The sequence below is a fragment of the Paenibacillus sp. P4_E11 genome (assembly GCF_056401635.1).
Genome location: NZ_JBFUIX010000067.1, coordinates 1 through 16,139, shown reverse-complemented (window position 1 = coordinate 16,139; position 16,139 = coordinate 1). Strand labels below are relative to the sequence as shown.

At 49.6% G+C, this 16,139-nt stretch carries 12 protein-coding genes; 9 read left to right on the top strand and 3 right to left on the bottom strand.

What is annotated here, in order from left to right:
• The first annotated feature begins 199 nt into the window (after window positions 1–199).
• From AC1DWB_RS22460 to AC1DWB_RS22450, 3 genes are all read left to right on the top strand, one after another.
• Window positions 200–1,420, top strand: coding sequence for a GNAT family N-acetyltransferase (locus AC1DWB_RS22460; RefSeq protein WP_477543322.1), 1,221 nt, complete (start codon window positions 200–202; stop codon window positions 1,418–1,420).
• A gap of 105 nt (window positions 1,421–1,525) precedes the next feature.
• Complete coding sequence (locus AC1DWB_RS22455) at window positions 1,526–2,755, top strand: Gfo/Idh/MocA family protein (protein WP_477543321.1); 1,230 nt, start codon at window positions 1,526–1,528, stop codon at window positions 2,753–2,755.
• A gap of 139 nt (window positions 2,756–2,894) precedes the next feature.
• Entirely contained in the window at window positions 2,895–4,580 is a 1,686-nt protein-coding gene (locus tag AC1DWB_RS22450) for a long-chain-fatty-acid--CoA ligase (protein ID WP_477543320.1), read from the top strand.
• A gap of 1 nt (window position 4,581) precedes the next feature.
• Here AC1DWB_RS22450 and AC1DWB_RS22445 read toward each other — a convergent pair whose 3' ends face one another.
• On the bottom strand, window positions 4,582–5,454 hold the full coding sequence (locus AC1DWB_RS22445; RefSeq protein ID WP_477543319.1) for a helix-turn-helix domain-containing protein: 873 nt from the start codon (window positions 5,452–5,454) through the stop codon (window positions 4,582–4,584).
• A 137-nt stretch (window positions 5,455–5,591) separates the two neighbouring features.
• Between AC1DWB_RS22445 and AC1DWB_RS22440 the strand changes: the two genes are divergently transcribed.
• The 6 genes from AC1DWB_RS22440 to AC1DWB_RS22415 all read left to right on the top strand — a co-directional run bounded on the left by AC1DWB_RS22440 (window position 5,592) and on the right by AC1DWB_RS22415 (window position 14,226).
• Complete coding sequence (locus AC1DWB_RS22440; protein ID WP_477543318.1) at window positions 5,592–6,719, top strand: glycoside hydrolase family 172 protein; 1,128 nt, start codon at window positions 5,592–5,594, stop codon at window positions 6,717–6,719.
• A gap of 233 nt (window positions 6,720–6,952) precedes the next feature.
• Entirely contained in the window at window positions 6,953–8,224 is a 1,272-nt protein-coding gene (locus AC1DWB_RS22435; RefSeq protein WP_477543317.1) for an MFS transporter, read from the top strand.
• Window positions 8,225–8,315: 91 nt separating this feature from the next.
• A complete protein-coding gene (locus AC1DWB_RS22430; protein ID WP_477543316.1) occupies window positions 8,316–10,511 on the top strand; it encodes a heavy metal translocating P-type ATPase in 2,196 nt (731 codons plus the stop codon).
• Window positions 10,512–10,767: 256 nt separating this feature from the next.
• A complete protein-coding gene (locus AC1DWB_RS22425; protein WP_477543315.1) occupies window positions 10,768–11,373 on the top strand; it encodes an ABC transporter transmembrane domain-containing protein in 606 nt (201 codons plus the stop codon).
• A 76-nt stretch (window positions 11,374–11,449) separates the two neighbouring features.
• Window positions 11,450–12,511, top strand: coding sequence for an ABC transporter ATP-binding protein (locus AC1DWB_RS22420; RefSeq protein ID WP_477543314.1), 1,062 nt, complete (start codon window positions 11,450–11,452; stop codon window positions 12,509–12,511).
• On the top strand, window positions 12,508–14,226 hold the full coding sequence (locus AC1DWB_RS22415; RefSeq protein ID WP_477543313.1) for an ABC transporter ATP-binding protein: 1,719 nt from the start codon (window positions 12,508–12,510) through the stop codon (window positions 14,224–14,226). Before AC1DWB_RS22420 ends, AC1DWB_RS22415 begins: the two co-directional genes overlap by 4 nt.
• A 146-nt stretch (window positions 14,227–14,372) precedes the next feature.
• On the opposite strand, the gene AC1DWB_RS22410 is transcribed toward AC1DWB_RS22415, so the two are convergent.
• Together AC1DWB_RS22410 and AC1DWB_RS22405 are read right to left on the bottom strand one after the other, a co-directional pair.
• Window positions 14,373–15,320 (bottom strand): zinc dependent phospholipase C family protein, encoded by a 948-nt coding sequence (locus AC1DWB_RS22410; protein WP_477543312.1) that lies wholly within the window; start codon window positions 15,318–15,320, stop codon window positions 14,373–14,375.
• On the bottom strand, window positions 15,313–16,139 hold an 827-nt coding region (locus AC1DWB_RS22405; RefSeq protein WP_477543311.1), incomplete at its 5' end, for an amidohydrolase family protein. The genes AC1DWB_RS22410 and AC1DWB_RS22405, both read right to left, overlap by 8 nt.

The following is a 16,139-nucleotide window of genomic DNA, read 5'->3' as shown; positions in this document are numbered from 1 at the left end:
AAATAGTATAGTAGGACTACTAATAATTAAAACATGAATGCCAGCTTACCTGTATCATCGTATTTTTGACTGTTTCATTTATTTCTGGATTTCGATAAATCGGTTATGATCCGAACAAACCGTATCTTTTCGCTGCTGACAAGTTCGTCTATAGTAGGTTCCAAGTACTACTGACTTTATTGTTACGAGGAGAGATAAGATGATTCGTCAGATCCGATTCGATGAAATAGATCAATTCATAGACATGACCCAAGTTGCCTTCGCCGTAACCTATACCGAAGAAGAAATTGCGGTCAAACGCAAGCAAGTCATTCCCGAGCATATCTGGGGCTTCTTTGTCGACGACAAGCTAGCCGCCAGAGTAGCTGTGCTGCCTATGCATATCATGTTGCAGGGGGCATCCTTCAAGATGGGCGGTATCGCTCACGTGGCGACTTATCCCGAGCTTCGGCGCGGGGGTATGGTCGGCAAGCTAATGGCTCACTGTCTGGAAGTGATGAAGCTGAATGGACAGACCGTATCGATGCTGAATCCGTTCTCCTTCTCGTTCTATCGTAAATATGGCTGGGAATCGTTCGGCGATATGACCACACACTCGATCAATTCCGAACATCTTCCCAGGTTCAAGGGTGTGACTGGGCAAGTAAGAAGAGGTGGTGCAGGGGAGCTGGCTATCATAGCCCAACTTTACGAGCAATACGCCAAGCGATACAACGGTATGCTGATTCGAGACTCGGACTGGTGGGTATCGAATGTGTTCAAGCGCAAGCTGGGCAGCTTGGCTATCTATACGAACGAATCTGGCGAACCGCAAGGTTATATGCTGTATACGATTCGTGAGAGGCGGATGCGCATTCACGAGTTCATCACGCTTCATGCGGACAGCCGCAAAGGTTTATGGCAATACATCGCCAACCATGATTCGATTATCAACACGGTTGAGCTGAGCGCACCAACGAATGATCCAACCGTCATGTTGTTCGCAGAACCGGGAACCGTTAGACGCGAATATTATCCCTATTTTATGATACGAATTGTCGATATAGCGGAGTTTGTACGGCAATATCCATTCGAACCCGTGATAGCCGGAGAGACGCTCTGGCTGAATGTGAAGGATGAGCATGCCCCTTGGAATGAAGGCTGCTGGAAGCTGGAGTGGCAGGCTAATGGTAGTATAATAACGGAACTTACAGACGAGGGAACGATTCCTACTGCCCATGACGGTTCCAATCCAGACCACACGCCAGGCACATGCAAAGTACTTTCCTGCGATATCCAAACTTTATCCACGATGCTGTGCGGCTATCAACGACCTCCTGCCCTTGCGGAGCTTGGCAGACTGACCGGCAGTCCATTAGCGGTACAACTGCTGGAACGTGCGATCCCGAGACGAGTTCCGCAATTGCTCGATATGTTCTAATTTGTGTAACAATTGCAGGATTTCATCGCGATAACACGAATATGTTCATTTGCAGTCAACTGCCATTCCAGGCATACAACTACTATGGACAAGGGGAACAAGCGCATGTCACATAATAAAGTCGTACAGATCGCCATCATTGGCATCAATGGGTACGGAGTGAATCATCTTAAGCAGACATTGGCGTTAGCGGAATTAGGATTCGTCGAGCTGGCAGCCGTTAGTGATTTGAAGATTGCTGCCGAGCAGGAAGTGGAACTCAAGGCGAGGGGAACCCGCTTATATAGCGATTATAAGGCGATGTTAGCTACTGAACGAACGGTCGACCTCGTGATCGTATCAACACCGATTCATTTGCACGTGTCGATGGGCATCGATGTCATGGAAGCTGGCTTCGATCTATTGTTGGAAAAACCGCCTGCAGCCGTGATCGAGGATGTCGACCGACTTATCGAAGCGAGTAAACGCACAGGTCAGCGATGTGCAGTCAACTTCAGCTCGCTTACACCAGACGGGCGCAGCCTGATCAACGAGTGGGTGGAGCAAGGGCGTATCGGCGAAGTCATCGCGATTAAGGGACTTGGGCTGTGGCAGCGTACGGAAAGCTACTACAATCGTACACCCTGGGCAGGGAAGCTTACCGTTAACGGTCACCACGTCTTGGACGGAACGGTCATGAATCCGTTCGCACACTTGCTGCAGATGGTCGTTCAAATTGCTGCTCTTCCAGCCATGTCGGGAGGACTGCCGAACGTCCCGGAGCAAGTTCAGGCTGAGCTGTATCGGGCTAATCCGATTGAAAGTGAAGATACATCGAGCATTCGAGTAAAGATGAGCGCAGGTCCTTCCGCTTACTTCTACGCCACCGTATGCACGAACAATCCTGTCAGCTCGCCGCAAGTCATCGTTCAAGGATCGAAGGGGACGATTCAATGCGACTATATCCAGCGTATGACCTTGACCACTGAAGAGGAAACGATTACGTATGAGAATCCGGAGAAATGGCCGGTTAGCAGCAATCTGATGAATTTCGTCCGTGTCTTGCGTGGAGAAGAGAAGGAGCTGAACAGCCCGTTAGCAAAAGTAAGACCGTATATGTTAGCGGCGAACGGTGCGTTTGAATCGGCAGCGCCAATCCAACCTGTACCAGCTGAATACGTTAACACGTATACAGTTCATAATGGACAAATCTCCCATTGCATCACAAACATTGACGTGCAGTTGAGACAAGCGTTCGACCGCAATGAGCTGCTTTCTGAGATCGGCGTACCTTGGGCTGAAGCATCCGCTCCGTTCCAAGTGACGGAATATCGCAAATTCAACGCTCCATTATAAAGGGATACAAAATGTAGAGAGGCTGTTCCTTGGGGAACCGCCTCTTTCTTTGTGTTTACATGACATGTTGAACAGGCACTCCTCCATAGGTATTACTAACCGGATTGCAAACGTTTTTACTTGAGGTAGGTGGAGGAGAATGAACCAACGTCCATGGTTGTCGAGTTATCCCGAGGAAGTGAGGCCTGAACAGGAAATACCGGCCATTCCTCTGACGAATTACTTGAAGGATGCGGCGCGGAGCTACCCGAATCAGACAGCGATCTCGTTCCTCGGTGGGACGATGCGCTATTCGGAGCTTCTCGATGCTGCATACCGATTTGCCCATTCGCTGCAGCGCTTGGGTGTTGTTAAGGGTGACCGGGTGGCGCTGATGCTGCCGAATGTGCCCCAGTATGTCATTTGCTACTATGGTACGCTGCTATTGGGCGCTATTGTCGTCCAGACGAATCCATTGTACGTGGAGCGGGAGCTAATCCATCACCTGAACGATTCACAAGCCGATACGATCGTATGTCTCGATCTTCTGTACCCCCGTATTCGTGCAATCCGTGAGAAGGTTAAGCTGAAACGGATTATCGTGACGGGAATACCGGATTATTTGCCCATGCTGAAGAAATGGTTGTACCCGCTCGTTCAGAAGCGACAAGGCAAGAAGCCGGTTCACATTGATGAGCATGAGGAGCAGATCTTCTTGCTGCGTAAATTGCTCAAGCAAGCTGAGCCTCTACCGATTGAGCCCGTTCAGCTCGATCCGGGGGAGGACATAGCCGTTCTGCAGTATACAGGAGGGACGACCGGGACAGCCAAGGGCGTCATGTTAACGCATCGCAATCTAGTTGCGAACGTGGAACAATGTCGCTCCTGGATGTACAAGACTGAGTATGGTCAAGAGACGATGATGGCCGCTGTTCCTTTATTCCACGTATACGGGATGACTGTTTGCATGAATTTCAGCATCGCATCAGGTGCCAGGATTTCATTACTTCCACGATTCGAAATCGAACCCCTTCTCCGAACGATACATGCCGAAAAGCCCACGATCTTTCCCGGCGCCCCTACCATGTATATCGCTATTAACCATCATCCCTTAACCGCTGTGAAATACGACTTGTCATCCGTTCGATGTTGCATAAGCGGATCGGCTCCTCTTCCTGCGGAAGTACAGCAGCGGTTCGAAGCTATCACAGGCGGTCGATTGGTGGAAGGATACGGGTTGTCGGAATGCTCGCCGGTCACCCATTTGAATCCGATCTGGGAGAAGCGTAAGACGGGCAGTATCGGCTTGCCTTGGCCTAGCACGGATTGCCGGATTATCGATCCGGATACAGGTGAGGAGCAACCAGTAGGAGCAGTGGGTGAGCTCGAAGTGAGTGGACCTCAAGTGATGAAGGGGTATTGGAACCGCTCTGCAGAGACGGCAGAAGTGCTCAGGGACGGATGGTTGCGAACGGGTGACATGGCCTATATGGATGAGGAAGGTTATTTCTATATCGTGGATCGGAAGAAGGACATGATCATTGCTGGAGGATACAAAATATTCCCGCGCGAAGTGGAAGACGTGTTATATGAACATCCGACCGTGCAGGAGGCAGCAGTAATCGGGATCGCTGACAACTATCGGGGGGAATCGGTGAAGGCGTACATCGTTACTAAGGCGAACGTCTCCGTCACTGAGGAGGAGCTCGACCGCTACTGCCGCAGCAAGTTGGCTGCTTACAAAGTCCCTCGTGTTTACGAATTCCGAGAAGATTTGCCCAAGAGCATGATCGGAAAAGTACTACGGCGTGTACTACAGGAACAGCACCGTTCAGCCGAGAAGTAGATCAACCGCCTTTCCTGCGATAAAACGTAGGGGCAACGCCTTCTATACGTCGGAACGCCCTGCTGAAAGCGTGTATGCTATCGAACCCTAGCTGTTCAGCGATACGGGTTATCGGAGCGGAGGAGAATTGTATGAGCTCCTTCGCTTTTTCTATGCGAAGTACCAGATGGTACTTGACGGGTGTGACACCGAACGCGGAACGAAAGAAGCGGATTAGCGAAGCTCTGCTCATTTGGCTCTTCTGCGCCATTTCATCCAACGTTACTTGTCTATGCAGGTGGGATGACAAGTAAGGCTTCAGCAGCATATAGGTTTCCCAATCCGTCATCCGATCAGGGTGATCTTCTTTGTACCATTCCCGGAGCAGGGATGTCCAAAGGGTAAGGAAGATGCTGCGGGCTTTCAACTCGTAGAATGGTAATTGTTGCTCCATCTCCCGGATCAGCTCCATCAGCATCGTTTCGAGTGGAAGCGGATTGCGGAAGCGGAAATGATTGGGCAACAGGAATGGAGGCGCGGATAGCAGATCCGGACGAAACCAGCTTAATTCCGCCTCGGTCATTTCCGACATGGGATTAAACGATATTTTGACATCTGGACTATCCGGTTGTTGAATCAGATCGAAATGGACGTGGGGCTGTTGCAACGGGACGGACCCGATCTGACGAATGGAATGGGGTTGTCCCGGTTTGAACAGGAATAGATCGCCCGGCAGCCCGTGATATTGGGAGTCGTCGATCTTGACAATAATCTCGCCATTCTTCACATATAACAGCTCATAATCGAATATGACACGTTCCTTCAGTTCCCAGTTCAGCTCGGCTTGGTGATTCATGGCGCGTCTAATGTAGGGGGCTAGCAGGGTTAAGTCCATTGCCTATTCCTCCGTGATGGATGTACATTCATTGTAATTGGAAATTTCGGTTAAAACTATAGCTTTATTTGCTAAATCTATCGGATGCGCTCCTTGTTACAATACAGATAAACGTGATTACAAGGAGAGATTCGACTATGAGCAGCTTCCTAGGCAGCATCTATCAATTGAAAGATGGCATTCGAACGAGGCGCATATCCAGTTTTTGTCGGGAAGGCAGCAATCGGGATCGGATTACAGTCGGAGCCGGAGAGACGGCGGAGATCGCGGTGATTGCAGGAGCTGGAATCATCAAGCATATTTGGTTTACGTTCGATACGGAAGACCCGATGTTCCGTAGGAATACCGTGCTGCGTATGTATTGGGATGGTGAAACCGATCCGAGTGTGGAAGCGCCTTTGGGTGATTTTTTTGGACAAGGGTGGGGGGAAATGTACAACTTTGCCTCGCTACCGCTAGCTGCAGCTCCTTTGAAAGGCCGTGCCTTGAACTGTTACTTCCCGATGCCCTTCGGGGACGGTGCGAGAATAACGCTTGAGAATCAATCCAGTTTGCCAATCCGATGGCTCTACTTCTACGTCGATTACGAAGAACATCCGTCGATCGCCGCAGACGCCGGACGGTTCCACGCCTGGTGGAATCGCGAGTTGAYCGAAGTGAATCCTGAGGAAGGGGAGAACGAGTGGGGGTTAATCGCAGCGGGGGGGAACAATACGTCCACGGCGCACAATTACTTGTTTGCAGATATTGAGGGTAAAGGGCATTTCGTCGGCATTAACTATTATGTCGATAGTCCGGGACCGATGTGGTATGGGGAAGGGGACGACATGTGGCTGGTCGACGGTGAAGATTGGCCGGGGTCGCTTCATGGAACAGGGACGGAAGATTTCTTCAACAGCTCTTGGAGCCCCAATGAACTGTATCAGCACCCTTACTTTGGCTACGCTCGCATACCCGACAAGCTCGGCTACATGGGCCGCACCCATTGCTACCGCTTCTTCTTCGAGGATCCGATCTACTTCCAGAAATCGCTTGAAGCGAGCATCGAGCATGGGCACAATAACAACTTGACGTTAGATTTGTGTACAGTTGCCTATTGGTATCAATCCGAACCTCACAAGCCGTTCCCTCCGCTGCCCGCGATCAATGAGCGCAAGAATATGCCCGAGATCGGGCTGACCGACGTTCATATGTGGCGCCACGAATACCGCAAGGCACTAGGGGGCGGCGGTAAGCTGTGGGGGAACGAGTGGAGGCAGAAGTAAGTTGTAGTCTGTGGAAAGAACGGCCTGATCATGGGCCGTTTTTTGTTTTTTGCCTTTGTATGGGTGGGCACGGCCACCGGGAGCGAATAGCGCGGAAATTCCGCGTTGCAGCTGTCCCGATTACAAAAAAAGCTGGAAGCAGACGCAATCGATGATAAAATGAGGAAAGATACGATGTTAATACTCCGATAACAATAAACCGCTACTATGAGGGAAACAAAGGAGGACTGCCCATGCAAGACCGAAAGAAGATTCGAGCTTGGCTCATGTACGACTGGGCGAACTCCGCCTTCGCGACGACGATGATGGCGGCTGTTCTGCCGATATTTTACAGCGAAGTAGCCGCTTCGACGCTGTCTGATTCTACTCTCGCAACGTCGTATTGGGGATTCACCCAGACAATTGCCATGCTGCTAGTGGCAGTCATTACCCCGATTCTGGGGGCCGTGGCGGACGAATCCGGTTCCAAGACGAAGTTCCTGCGTGTGTTCACGTACATAGGTGTCCTGGCCTCGGCGGGGCTCGTATTCGTCAGCAACGGGGATTACATTCTGGCTTCCGTGTTATTCATTTTCGGCACGCTTGGCTTTACAGGTGGAAACGCTTTCTACGATGCCATGCTGCCAGATCTAGTTGAACCCCAGCGCAGAGATTACGTTTCATCGCAAGGGTATATGTATGGATACATCGGTGGCGGCCTACTGCTGTTGTTGAACTTGGCGATGATTGAGAAGTGGGAGATGTTCGGTTTCCCAAATAAAGTTACCGGGATATATGTCTCCTTTGCCACGGTAGCGGTATGGTGGTTTGTTTTCTCGCTTCCTGTATTCAAGCACGTTCGTGATACCGGTACGCTGAAGGGGCATTCGGTCGGCCATTACACGAGGGTCGGATTCGGCAGGGTAGCTGCAACTTTCAAACAGATGGTACGATATCCAGAGCTTTTGAAATTTCTCGTTGCGTTCTGGTTTTTCAATGACGGGATTAGTACCATCATCACGATGGCAACCGTATACGGCAAAGAAATCGGTATCGGCACGTCACACTTGATCGCTGCACTCGTGATCACACAGTTCGTCGGTATTCCCTGCACGCTGCTATTCGGTAAAATAGCAGAACGACTCGGTTCGAAGGCCTCCTTATATATTTCACTCAGCATCTATGTAGTAATCGTAGCTCTAGGGTACTTCATGACAACTGCAACACACTTCTATGCGCTTGCATTCATGGTCGGCCTTGTACAAGGAGGGAGCCAGTCGATCTCGCGTTCGATCTTCACAAGATTGATCCCCGCAGGACGATCGGCCGAGTTTTTCGGCTTCTTGACGGTGTCAAGCAAGTTCTCGTCCATTATGGGACCATTTGTTTTCTCCGTTGTCGGCTATGCGTTCGGTTCGAGTCGATTCGGAATATTGTCACTCGTGTTGTTCTTCCTGCTCGGTATTTATATGCTCACCCGTGTCAACTTGGTTAAAGGAGAGAGGGACGCTCAACAGGAAGTTTAACGGATAGCCCGTTCGAGTCATTCTGCTGCTGGAACTTGGATCATAAGCTGTATGGACAAGTGAAATCGAGCGAATGAGAAGAGGGTGTTGTATGAAAACAATCCAGCTTGCCATCACGGGAATGACTTGTAGTGCTTGTTCCACTCGGATCGAGAAGAGCATCATACGCATGGAAGGTGTGGAACAAGCTTCTGTTAATCTGGCTATGGCGCAGGCTTCCATTCGGTTGGATCCGCGGAAAATTCAAGTGAAGTCGATAGTAGGCAAAATTGAACAACTCGGCTACAAGGCAACGGATGAACGATCGACCCCCAAGGCAAGGTCCGATGTGGAGAGACGATCTTACCGGAACCGGTTCCTGTCCGCTGTCCTCTTATCGATTCCACTGTTATGGGCCATGCTTCACCATATAACCAGCGGTTCATGGGTATGGACACCTTCGTTGTTCCATGAGCCGTTCTTTCAGTGGGGCTTAGCCACGATATTGCAGTTCTATGTTGGATATCCATTCTATTATGGGGCATACCAGGCTCTTAAGCAGCGAACGGCCAATATGGATGTATTAGTAGCGATGAGCACATCAGTGGCTTATTTCTACAGTCATTATGCCGTACTTCACCCCAGTTCTCACGCAGCACATACGATGCTCTATTTCGATACGATAGCAATGATCATGACAGCCGTATTACTTGGCAAATGGTTGGAATCGGTCGCCAGAGGAAGGGCGCTTAAGGATGTCAATGCACTCTATGATCTGCAGGTTCGATTGATTCGAGTCATGCGTAGACAGGAGGAGGAGTGGATAGCCGCTGATCAGCTGCAGAAGGGTGACCTCGTGATCGTGCACGCTGGGGAATGGATCTCAGCGGACGGGTATGTGTTGGCAGGAGAAGCAGAAGTTGACGAATCCATGCTAACTGGCGAGACCCGCACCATCTTAAAATCGCCACGAGATCGGGTGTACAGCGGGACACGATGTGCGAATGGAAGGTTGCGCATTCATGCGGATGCCTCGTTGGGAGAGACACGATTAGCGCGAATCATCGCCCTTGTAGAACAAGCGCAGAACGAAAAGCCGCTGCTTGCAAGAAAGGTCGACCGTCTCGCCGCCTATTTCGTCCCGGTTATGATTAGCTGCGCCTTCATCACGTTCGTGGCGTGGCTCTACGTAGCGCCGACCGCCGGTTTCGAGCCTGCCATGCGCCACGCGCTAGCCGTGCTGTTGGTGGCGTGTCCTTGTGCGCTTGGATTAGCTGCGCCTGTATCCATTCTTATTGCAACCGGCCAGTCCGCCAAGTCTGGTATTTTGTTCAAGGAAGGCCGTGCTCTGGAGACGCTGCACCAGATCGATCATGTGCTGTTGGACAAAACCGGAACGTTGACCGAAGGGAAACCACAGGTGATTTCCATACAAGCGTTCCATCATTCAACAACATACTTGCTGCGCATGGCTGCGGCGCTTGAACAGCATTCGTCGCATCCGCTGGCACAAGCGGTCGTGGAAGCCGCACGCAAGCATCGACTGCTGCTGCCGGAAGCACAAGACGTCCGAGAAGTTCCTGGTGGCGGCATGGAAGCGCAGATTGAAGGGAAGACGCTGCTAATCGGCAATGAAAGCTGGTTGCGTACACACGGAATACCCGTTCCAGATCAGACAGACGCCCTTGGGAGTACGCCAAATGGTGAAGCGACAGTACTGTACATAGGCTTGGATCAACAACTGGTCGGCATACTGATCTTGGCTGACAAGTTAAGAAATGATGCATACGAGGTCGTCCGCGAGCTGCAGCAACGTGGTGAGGTGTGGATGGTCACCGGCGATCAACGGGAGTCAGCGCTGCGAACAGCAACGGAGGCGGGTATCTCGATCGTTCATGCCGGCATGCAACCGGAGCAGAAGCTGGAATTGGTCCGTACTCTTCAAGGTCAAGGCCGTAAGGTCGCTCTGATCGGAGACGGTGTCAACGATGCTGCGGCGTTGTCAGCAGCAGATATCGGAATCGCTATGGGAGGCGGGACGAATGCCGCGATTCAAGCGGGCGATGTTGTTCTGGTTAATGACAAGTTGTCCGGCCTTGTGGGCGCACTGTCAATCAGCCAGCGTACAATGCGGAATATTAAGCAGAATCTGCTGCTTGCGGTCCTCTATAACTTCGTTACGATTCCTCTAGCCGCATTTGGTTACATGGAACCCAAGGCTGCCTGTATCGGGATGGCTGCGAGCTCGGTCATTGTCGTGAGCAATGCATTGCGACTTCAGCGTCTTGTAGCAGGGAAGATAGGCTGATAGCAATGTGTTCACAAGACTCAAGCTAGATAACATAGTGCCTCCTAAAAGCTCTCCTGAAATAGATCCTAGATCTATATTTCAGGGGATTTTTTTGTGCAATTGCCTGGAAATTTATGTCGCCAATCATGGTTAATAATGGTACAATCCGATCTAATACCAATTTTTGAGAGCAATGTGCCATTTTTTGAAAGTTGGATGAGAGTCGGACAATATAGTCAATCTGGACATTGTATAAACGGAGGAAACAACGCATATGCCTCGTAATTTAGTTAGAATGCATACTTACTTTTGGGTCATCTCGTTTATGAGACCATACAAATGGTCGGTCTTTCTGTTGGTCCTATCAGGACTTGCAGCAGTTATAAGTCAGATGTCGATCCCTACCATCATTCAGGTATTGGTCGATGATGTATTTCTGAAGAAGAACACGGAGCTCTTTCGGATCATTATAATTGCTTTTCTGTTCGTACTCTTGATCCTTTTTGCCGCAAGTATCGCTCAGAATTTGCTGAGACTTTCCATTCAGGAGAAGGCATCACGTGATTTACAATATGCCATGTTTCAACAATTGAGGAAGTTGGGATTTTCATATTATGAACAGCATGCTGTGGGGGATACGCTCTCTATGTTCAACACAGATGTAGCTGCAGTACAGCGAGTATATTCGGAGTATTTTCCAGGATTGATTCAGCAGATCCTGTTTGTGACCGTGCCTTTCGTCTTTCTGGTAAATATGGATTGGCAATTGACGCTGTTCATCTTGCCATGCTATTTCCTTTACTATTTATCAGGCCCGTATATTGACAAGAAAACTACAGAACTACTGGAGAAGCAAACGATCGATTCTGCACGCCCTTAACCGTAAAATGTACGAAAATGTATCCGCCTTGACAGAGGTTCGTGCCTATGGTGCGGAACGATGGGATTTCAATCGAATGATTGCCGCCTATCATAAGTACAAAAACACCCGTCTTAAATCATTGCTTTACCGTCATCTGCGTTTTTCGAATCGAATGGTTGCTATCTCTATAGGCCTGTTATTGCTTTATGTACTTGGTTCTGACAGAGTCGTCTCTGGAACGATGTCAATCGGCGAGTTGACTTCATTTGCGATCTACGCTTCTCTTGCGATGGGCTCCTTTGGGCGGATCTTCATCTCCTTTATGGAACAGACCTATATTTTGCAACAAGCCCATCGACTGATTGAGTTTATGCGGTTGAAAATGAACGTTGCGGATTCAGACAACCCGATCAGTATCGGTCCAGTCGAGGGGAATATCGAGTTTGACCAAGTAAGCTTTAGTTATCAATCAAGGGCTGGAATATTACGGGATTTCTCACTTCGAGTAAGACCGGGAGAATCCGTTGCACTGGTTGGCGAGAGCGGATGTGGGAAGTCTACAGTGCTTAAGTTGATTGGCCGATTCTACGACCCTGCCCAAGGAGAAGTGCGGTTGGACGATGTATCGCTATCTTCGCTTCCCCTGGCTGTAGTTCGTGATTCGGTCGGATATGTGTTTCAAGAAACTTTTTTATTCGGATCATCAATTCGTGACAACATTCGGTTCGGCAATCCCAAAGCAAGCGACGAGGAGATTGAGGCAGCAGCGAGAGCAGCATTCGCCCATGATTTCATTATTCAGATGGAACAGGGCTATGACACACTTGTCGGTGAGAGAGGGGTTCGTCTATCTGGTGGGCAAAGGCAAAGAATCGCAATCGCACGCTTATTTCTGAAAAATCCGCCGATTGTAATTCTTGATGAAGCGACTTCAGCTTTGGACAACGTGAGCGAGCAGGAGGTAATGAAGGCGATTAATTCTCTGCTTTTTGGCCGTACGACGATTGCTGTTGCTCATCGGATGTCAAGTATCAGAAACTTCGACCGCATTTTAGTGATGCATTTGGGTCAAATCATTGAAGAGGGAACCTATGAGGATTTACTTCAGGCCAAGGGAGCATTCTACCAGCTAGTGGAAGGAGAGAGAACCGGATGAGAGACTTTCGCTGGGTTTGGCAGTTTGCACGTCCCTATAAATGGGGATTTGTGATTGGTATGCTGCTGATGCTGATGGAGGTAGCAGCAATGGCAGGAGGCACAGGTGTTCAGAAGTGGATTATCGATGATGTATTACTGAGCGGTCAATCTGGCAAACTTGTGTTTTATTTAGTATTACTGGGAATAGCTCTAATCGCCTCTCCGCTACTATTCACCGCTGTGGCCATGGTCCATCATCATATCGGATACCGCATGCGTGTTACATTGGCGGAATATTTCATGCGGTACCTGTATCGGGCTCCAATTCAAGAGATTCATAAGGAAAGAACAAGCAGGTATTACGAATTATTAAACGTTGATATTTATCGAATTGGTGAAGATATCTCCTATCAGATTCCGAAAGGGATCCAGCAAGTGATTTATGCACTGGTTCTAATCGTATTAATTGGAATAGCAAGTCCAGTAGTACTGGTAGTAGCCCTTGTGTTCAGTGCAGCTTATATCGGATTAGGCAGGTATTTCGGAGATCGTGTGAAAGAGTCTGCCAAAGAAACAAGAGAGAGAAAATCACAGCTTACCGTCCATATTGAAGAAGGAATTTCTGCAAGCCGTGAAGTGGTTGCTTTTCATCGGGAGGAATGGGAAAGGGAAAAATATGATACCTTATTCAAGAAACTGTACCGACAGGTTATTAGTGAAGGAAGGTTGCACAATAAAAAACTGCTGATCAGTGATCCTTTAAGATGGATCCCGAACTTCATGGTTGTGTTGATTGGCGGATCTCAGGTCATGAGTGGAGGTCTGTCGATCGGAACTTTTGTAGTTCTATATCAATTCGTCGATCAATTGGTATCGAGTTTACAGAATGTATTCAATTACTACATGATTTTCTCGGCTGCGAAAGCAAAAATGGAGAGAGTCCGCGACGTAACGGATGGAGCGGTTATTGCCGACGGGGAATACGAACTGAAGGAATCTATTCAGAGTTTACAGCTTGAACATGTGAAGTTCGCCTATGGACCCAATTTGCCACTTGTATTGAAGGACATATCGGTTGATCTGCCTATCGGATCCAAACTAGCATTTGTTGGGTTGAGTGGTGGTGGTAAATCGACAATTGCAGGCCTACTGACAAGATTTCGGGAACCGGACTCCGGTACTATTCGGGTGAATGGTATATCGTTGAATGAGCTTAACCGGAAGCATTGGACGGATAAATGTGTCATAACCTTTCAGGAACCTTATCTCTTTCCAGATACAATTAAGAACAATATTTTATTCGGGCGGGACGTTTCGGAAGAGCAAGTACAGGAAATGTGCAGGAAGATGTTCATTCATGACTTCATCATAAGCTTGCCGTTAGGATATGACACGGAGGTTGGCGAGCGTGGAGTGACCTTATCCGGTGGACAGAGGCAACGGATAGCACTTGCAAGAGCTATGTTATGCGATCCCGAGATTCTTATTCTGGATGAAGCCACTTCTTCCCTTGATCTGGACACCGAGAGACAGATCCAACGCAGCATCGATGAGCTTCGAATAGGCAGGACGACAATCATTATCGCTCATAGACTATCTACGATTCGGAATGCGGATATGATCTATGTGATGGATAATGGTTGTATAGCTGAATATGGAACCCACGACCAACTAATCACTAAAGGCGGGATTTACTTGTCCTTGGTCTATCAGGATGATCTGCAGCCGGCTTAATAAGTCAGACTAATGGTACCAAGGATAAACGCCTAACGGCGTCCTTTGACGCCGTACGTTTGCCGAGACGATGAACAATCAGCGAAGTTATACTTTCTGAATCGTGAAAAAAGGCTTTCCCTGATAACCAGGGTAAGCCTCGCCATTTACTTGAATACCGGCTGCACGAAGTGGATCTCAAGTCCGCTATCGCAAGGCTTCCCGGTTTCGTAAGATACATTGCCAAGAGCGGGAATGAGCTGCTGCCAGGCGATGTTGCGTTCGGCTGGATCGTCCGCGACAATGCACCCCATTGCAGCCTGCATCACGCGAATTCCGTCCTCCATCGCCAGCTCCCACATATCCCAGACACTGGCGGTGAACGTCTCTTCCGGGACGGCGGGGTGATGCCAGACGGAACGCTCCTCGTTCAATATATCGATCGACGGGATATTCCGCTCGAACACAAGCTTGCGTATGTACCCGCCTGTTATCAGACGCTTCAACCCCGCAGGGTCGTGGAACAGTCGCTGGGCCAGCAGTATGTCCCGGTAAGCGTCCTGCCAATCTTGACCCGTATGGGAAGAAGTGAGCTCCGGATAGTGGGCGGCCGTTACGGAAACGAGCATTGCCGTTACGGAATCAGGAAGCTCGGGGCCGGCGTCCAGTTCTTTCCACACCGGGGTTTTCCACGTTTCCAGGCCGAGCTTGCGCTTGACAATGAGCGTATCCATCAAGATCTCGAAGCGTTGATGGTCGTACTTGCGGAAGCCTGATTTGAAGAACACATACGGGTGCATGTTCCGATCCAATATATGATGCGTGAGGAACCCGATGGTATATACAACTACGGGATCATTGAGCGGCTTACCGACAGCGTTACGAATGAAATCGAGCAGCACGGGCCCGCATTGTCTACTGTGCATGGCACTGCCCAGCGCCGGCATCCCCCGGCTTGTCTGCCAGGGGAGGAAATGATGGTAGAACAACGGGTCCGGTCCCTGACAGGCCATTCGGAATAGATTGCGAAGCTTGGTGCTCTCTAACTTCATGTCAGGCGCGACGACCTGGAGCAGTTGCTCACCGAACAGGAAGTGGGTCCATATGTTAGGCATGTGTTGCGTCGTTCAAGGGGACAAGCTTCAGTGCATTGCCGGCGTATATTTTGGCTAACACGTCTTCTGGTAACCCCATTCCGTTAAGTACTTCTTGGTGAACATTGTCGAAGTAATCGCGAGCATACAGAATGCGATCCTGGAACTCCAGAATGAATTCTTTGGCATGCTCAGGATCACGTTTGAATGCATTGGCACCAGAACCAGCTGATATATCGCAATACAAGTTCGGGTATTTACGAAGCATCTCCGTTACTTTCCCGCCTGGCAATACTTTACCTTTCGGATAGGCCACCTTATCGAATTGATCATCACCGGATATATGTGCCCAGAATCCAGGAGCATGACCGAGGAAGATCGTTTCAGGGCATGCAGCAACAGCCCGTTCGAAAGCACCGATCCCGCCGCCATACCACCAGTTCGGTCTAGGGTAGTTGCGCCCGGAATCGAATTCATAATCAATGTGAACGATTACCGGCAAGCCCTTCTTCCCACAGAAACGGAACATCCGGATCGCATCGGGGTTGTCGTACAYCATACGCAGCTTGATCTCGCCATACAGACGGACGCCATACATGCTGATCGCGTAATCCAGCTTGTCGATCGCATCGGGACGACGGGGATCGGGAGCATACCCTAGAATAAATTTGTCGGGATGCTTCAAGGCGTATGCAGCACAGCGCTCGAAGGAGATCGGACCGTTCGCCCCGTGGTCGGGCACGATTTTCTTGTAGTAAGGGTCGTATTCATCATCCGGGCATTCCCAACTAATCAGCCAAGTTTTGTCAATCTGATACTGTGCCATGTTCTCCAGAAAAC

Coding starts and splice junctions, on each gene's coding strand:
- AC1DWB_RS22425 (WP_477543315.1), top strand. CDS start 10,768: ATGCCTCGTAATTTAGTTAGAATGCATACTTACTTTTGGGTCATCTCG.
- AC1DWB_RS22445 (WP_477543319.1), bottom strand. CDS start 5,454: ATGGACTTAACCCTGCTAGCCCCCTACATTAGACGCGCCATGAATCAC.
- AC1DWB_RS22450 (WP_477543320.1), top strand. CDS start 2,895: ATGAACCAACGTCCATGGTTGTCGAGTTATCCCGAGGAAGTGAGGCCT.
- AC1DWB_RS22455 (WP_477543321.1), top strand. CDS start 1,526: ATGTCACATAATAAAGTCGTACAGATCGCCATCATTGGCATCAATGGG.
- AC1DWB_RS22410 (WP_477543312.1), bottom strand. CDS start 15,320: ATGCCTAACATATGGACCCACTTCCTGTTCGGTGAGCAACTGCTCCAG.
- AC1DWB_RS22435 (WP_477543317.1), top strand. CDS start 6,953: ATGCAAGACCGAAAGAAGATTCGAGCTTGGCTCATGTACGACTGGGCG.
- AC1DWB_RS22460 (WP_477543322.1), top strand. CDS start 200: ATGATTCGTCAGATCCGATTCGATGAAATAGATCAATTCATAGACATG.
- AC1DWB_RS22430 (WP_477543316.1), top strand. CDS start 8,316: ATGAAAACAATCCAGCTTGCCATCACGGGAATGACTTGTAGTGCTTGT.
- AC1DWB_RS22420 (WP_477543314.1), top strand. CDS start 11,450: ATGATTGCCGCCTATCATAAGTACAAAAACACCCGTCTTAAATCATTG.
- AC1DWB_RS22415 (WP_477543313.1), top strand. CDS start 12,508: ATGAGAGACTTTCGCTGGGTTTGGCAGTTTGCACGTCCCTATAAATGG.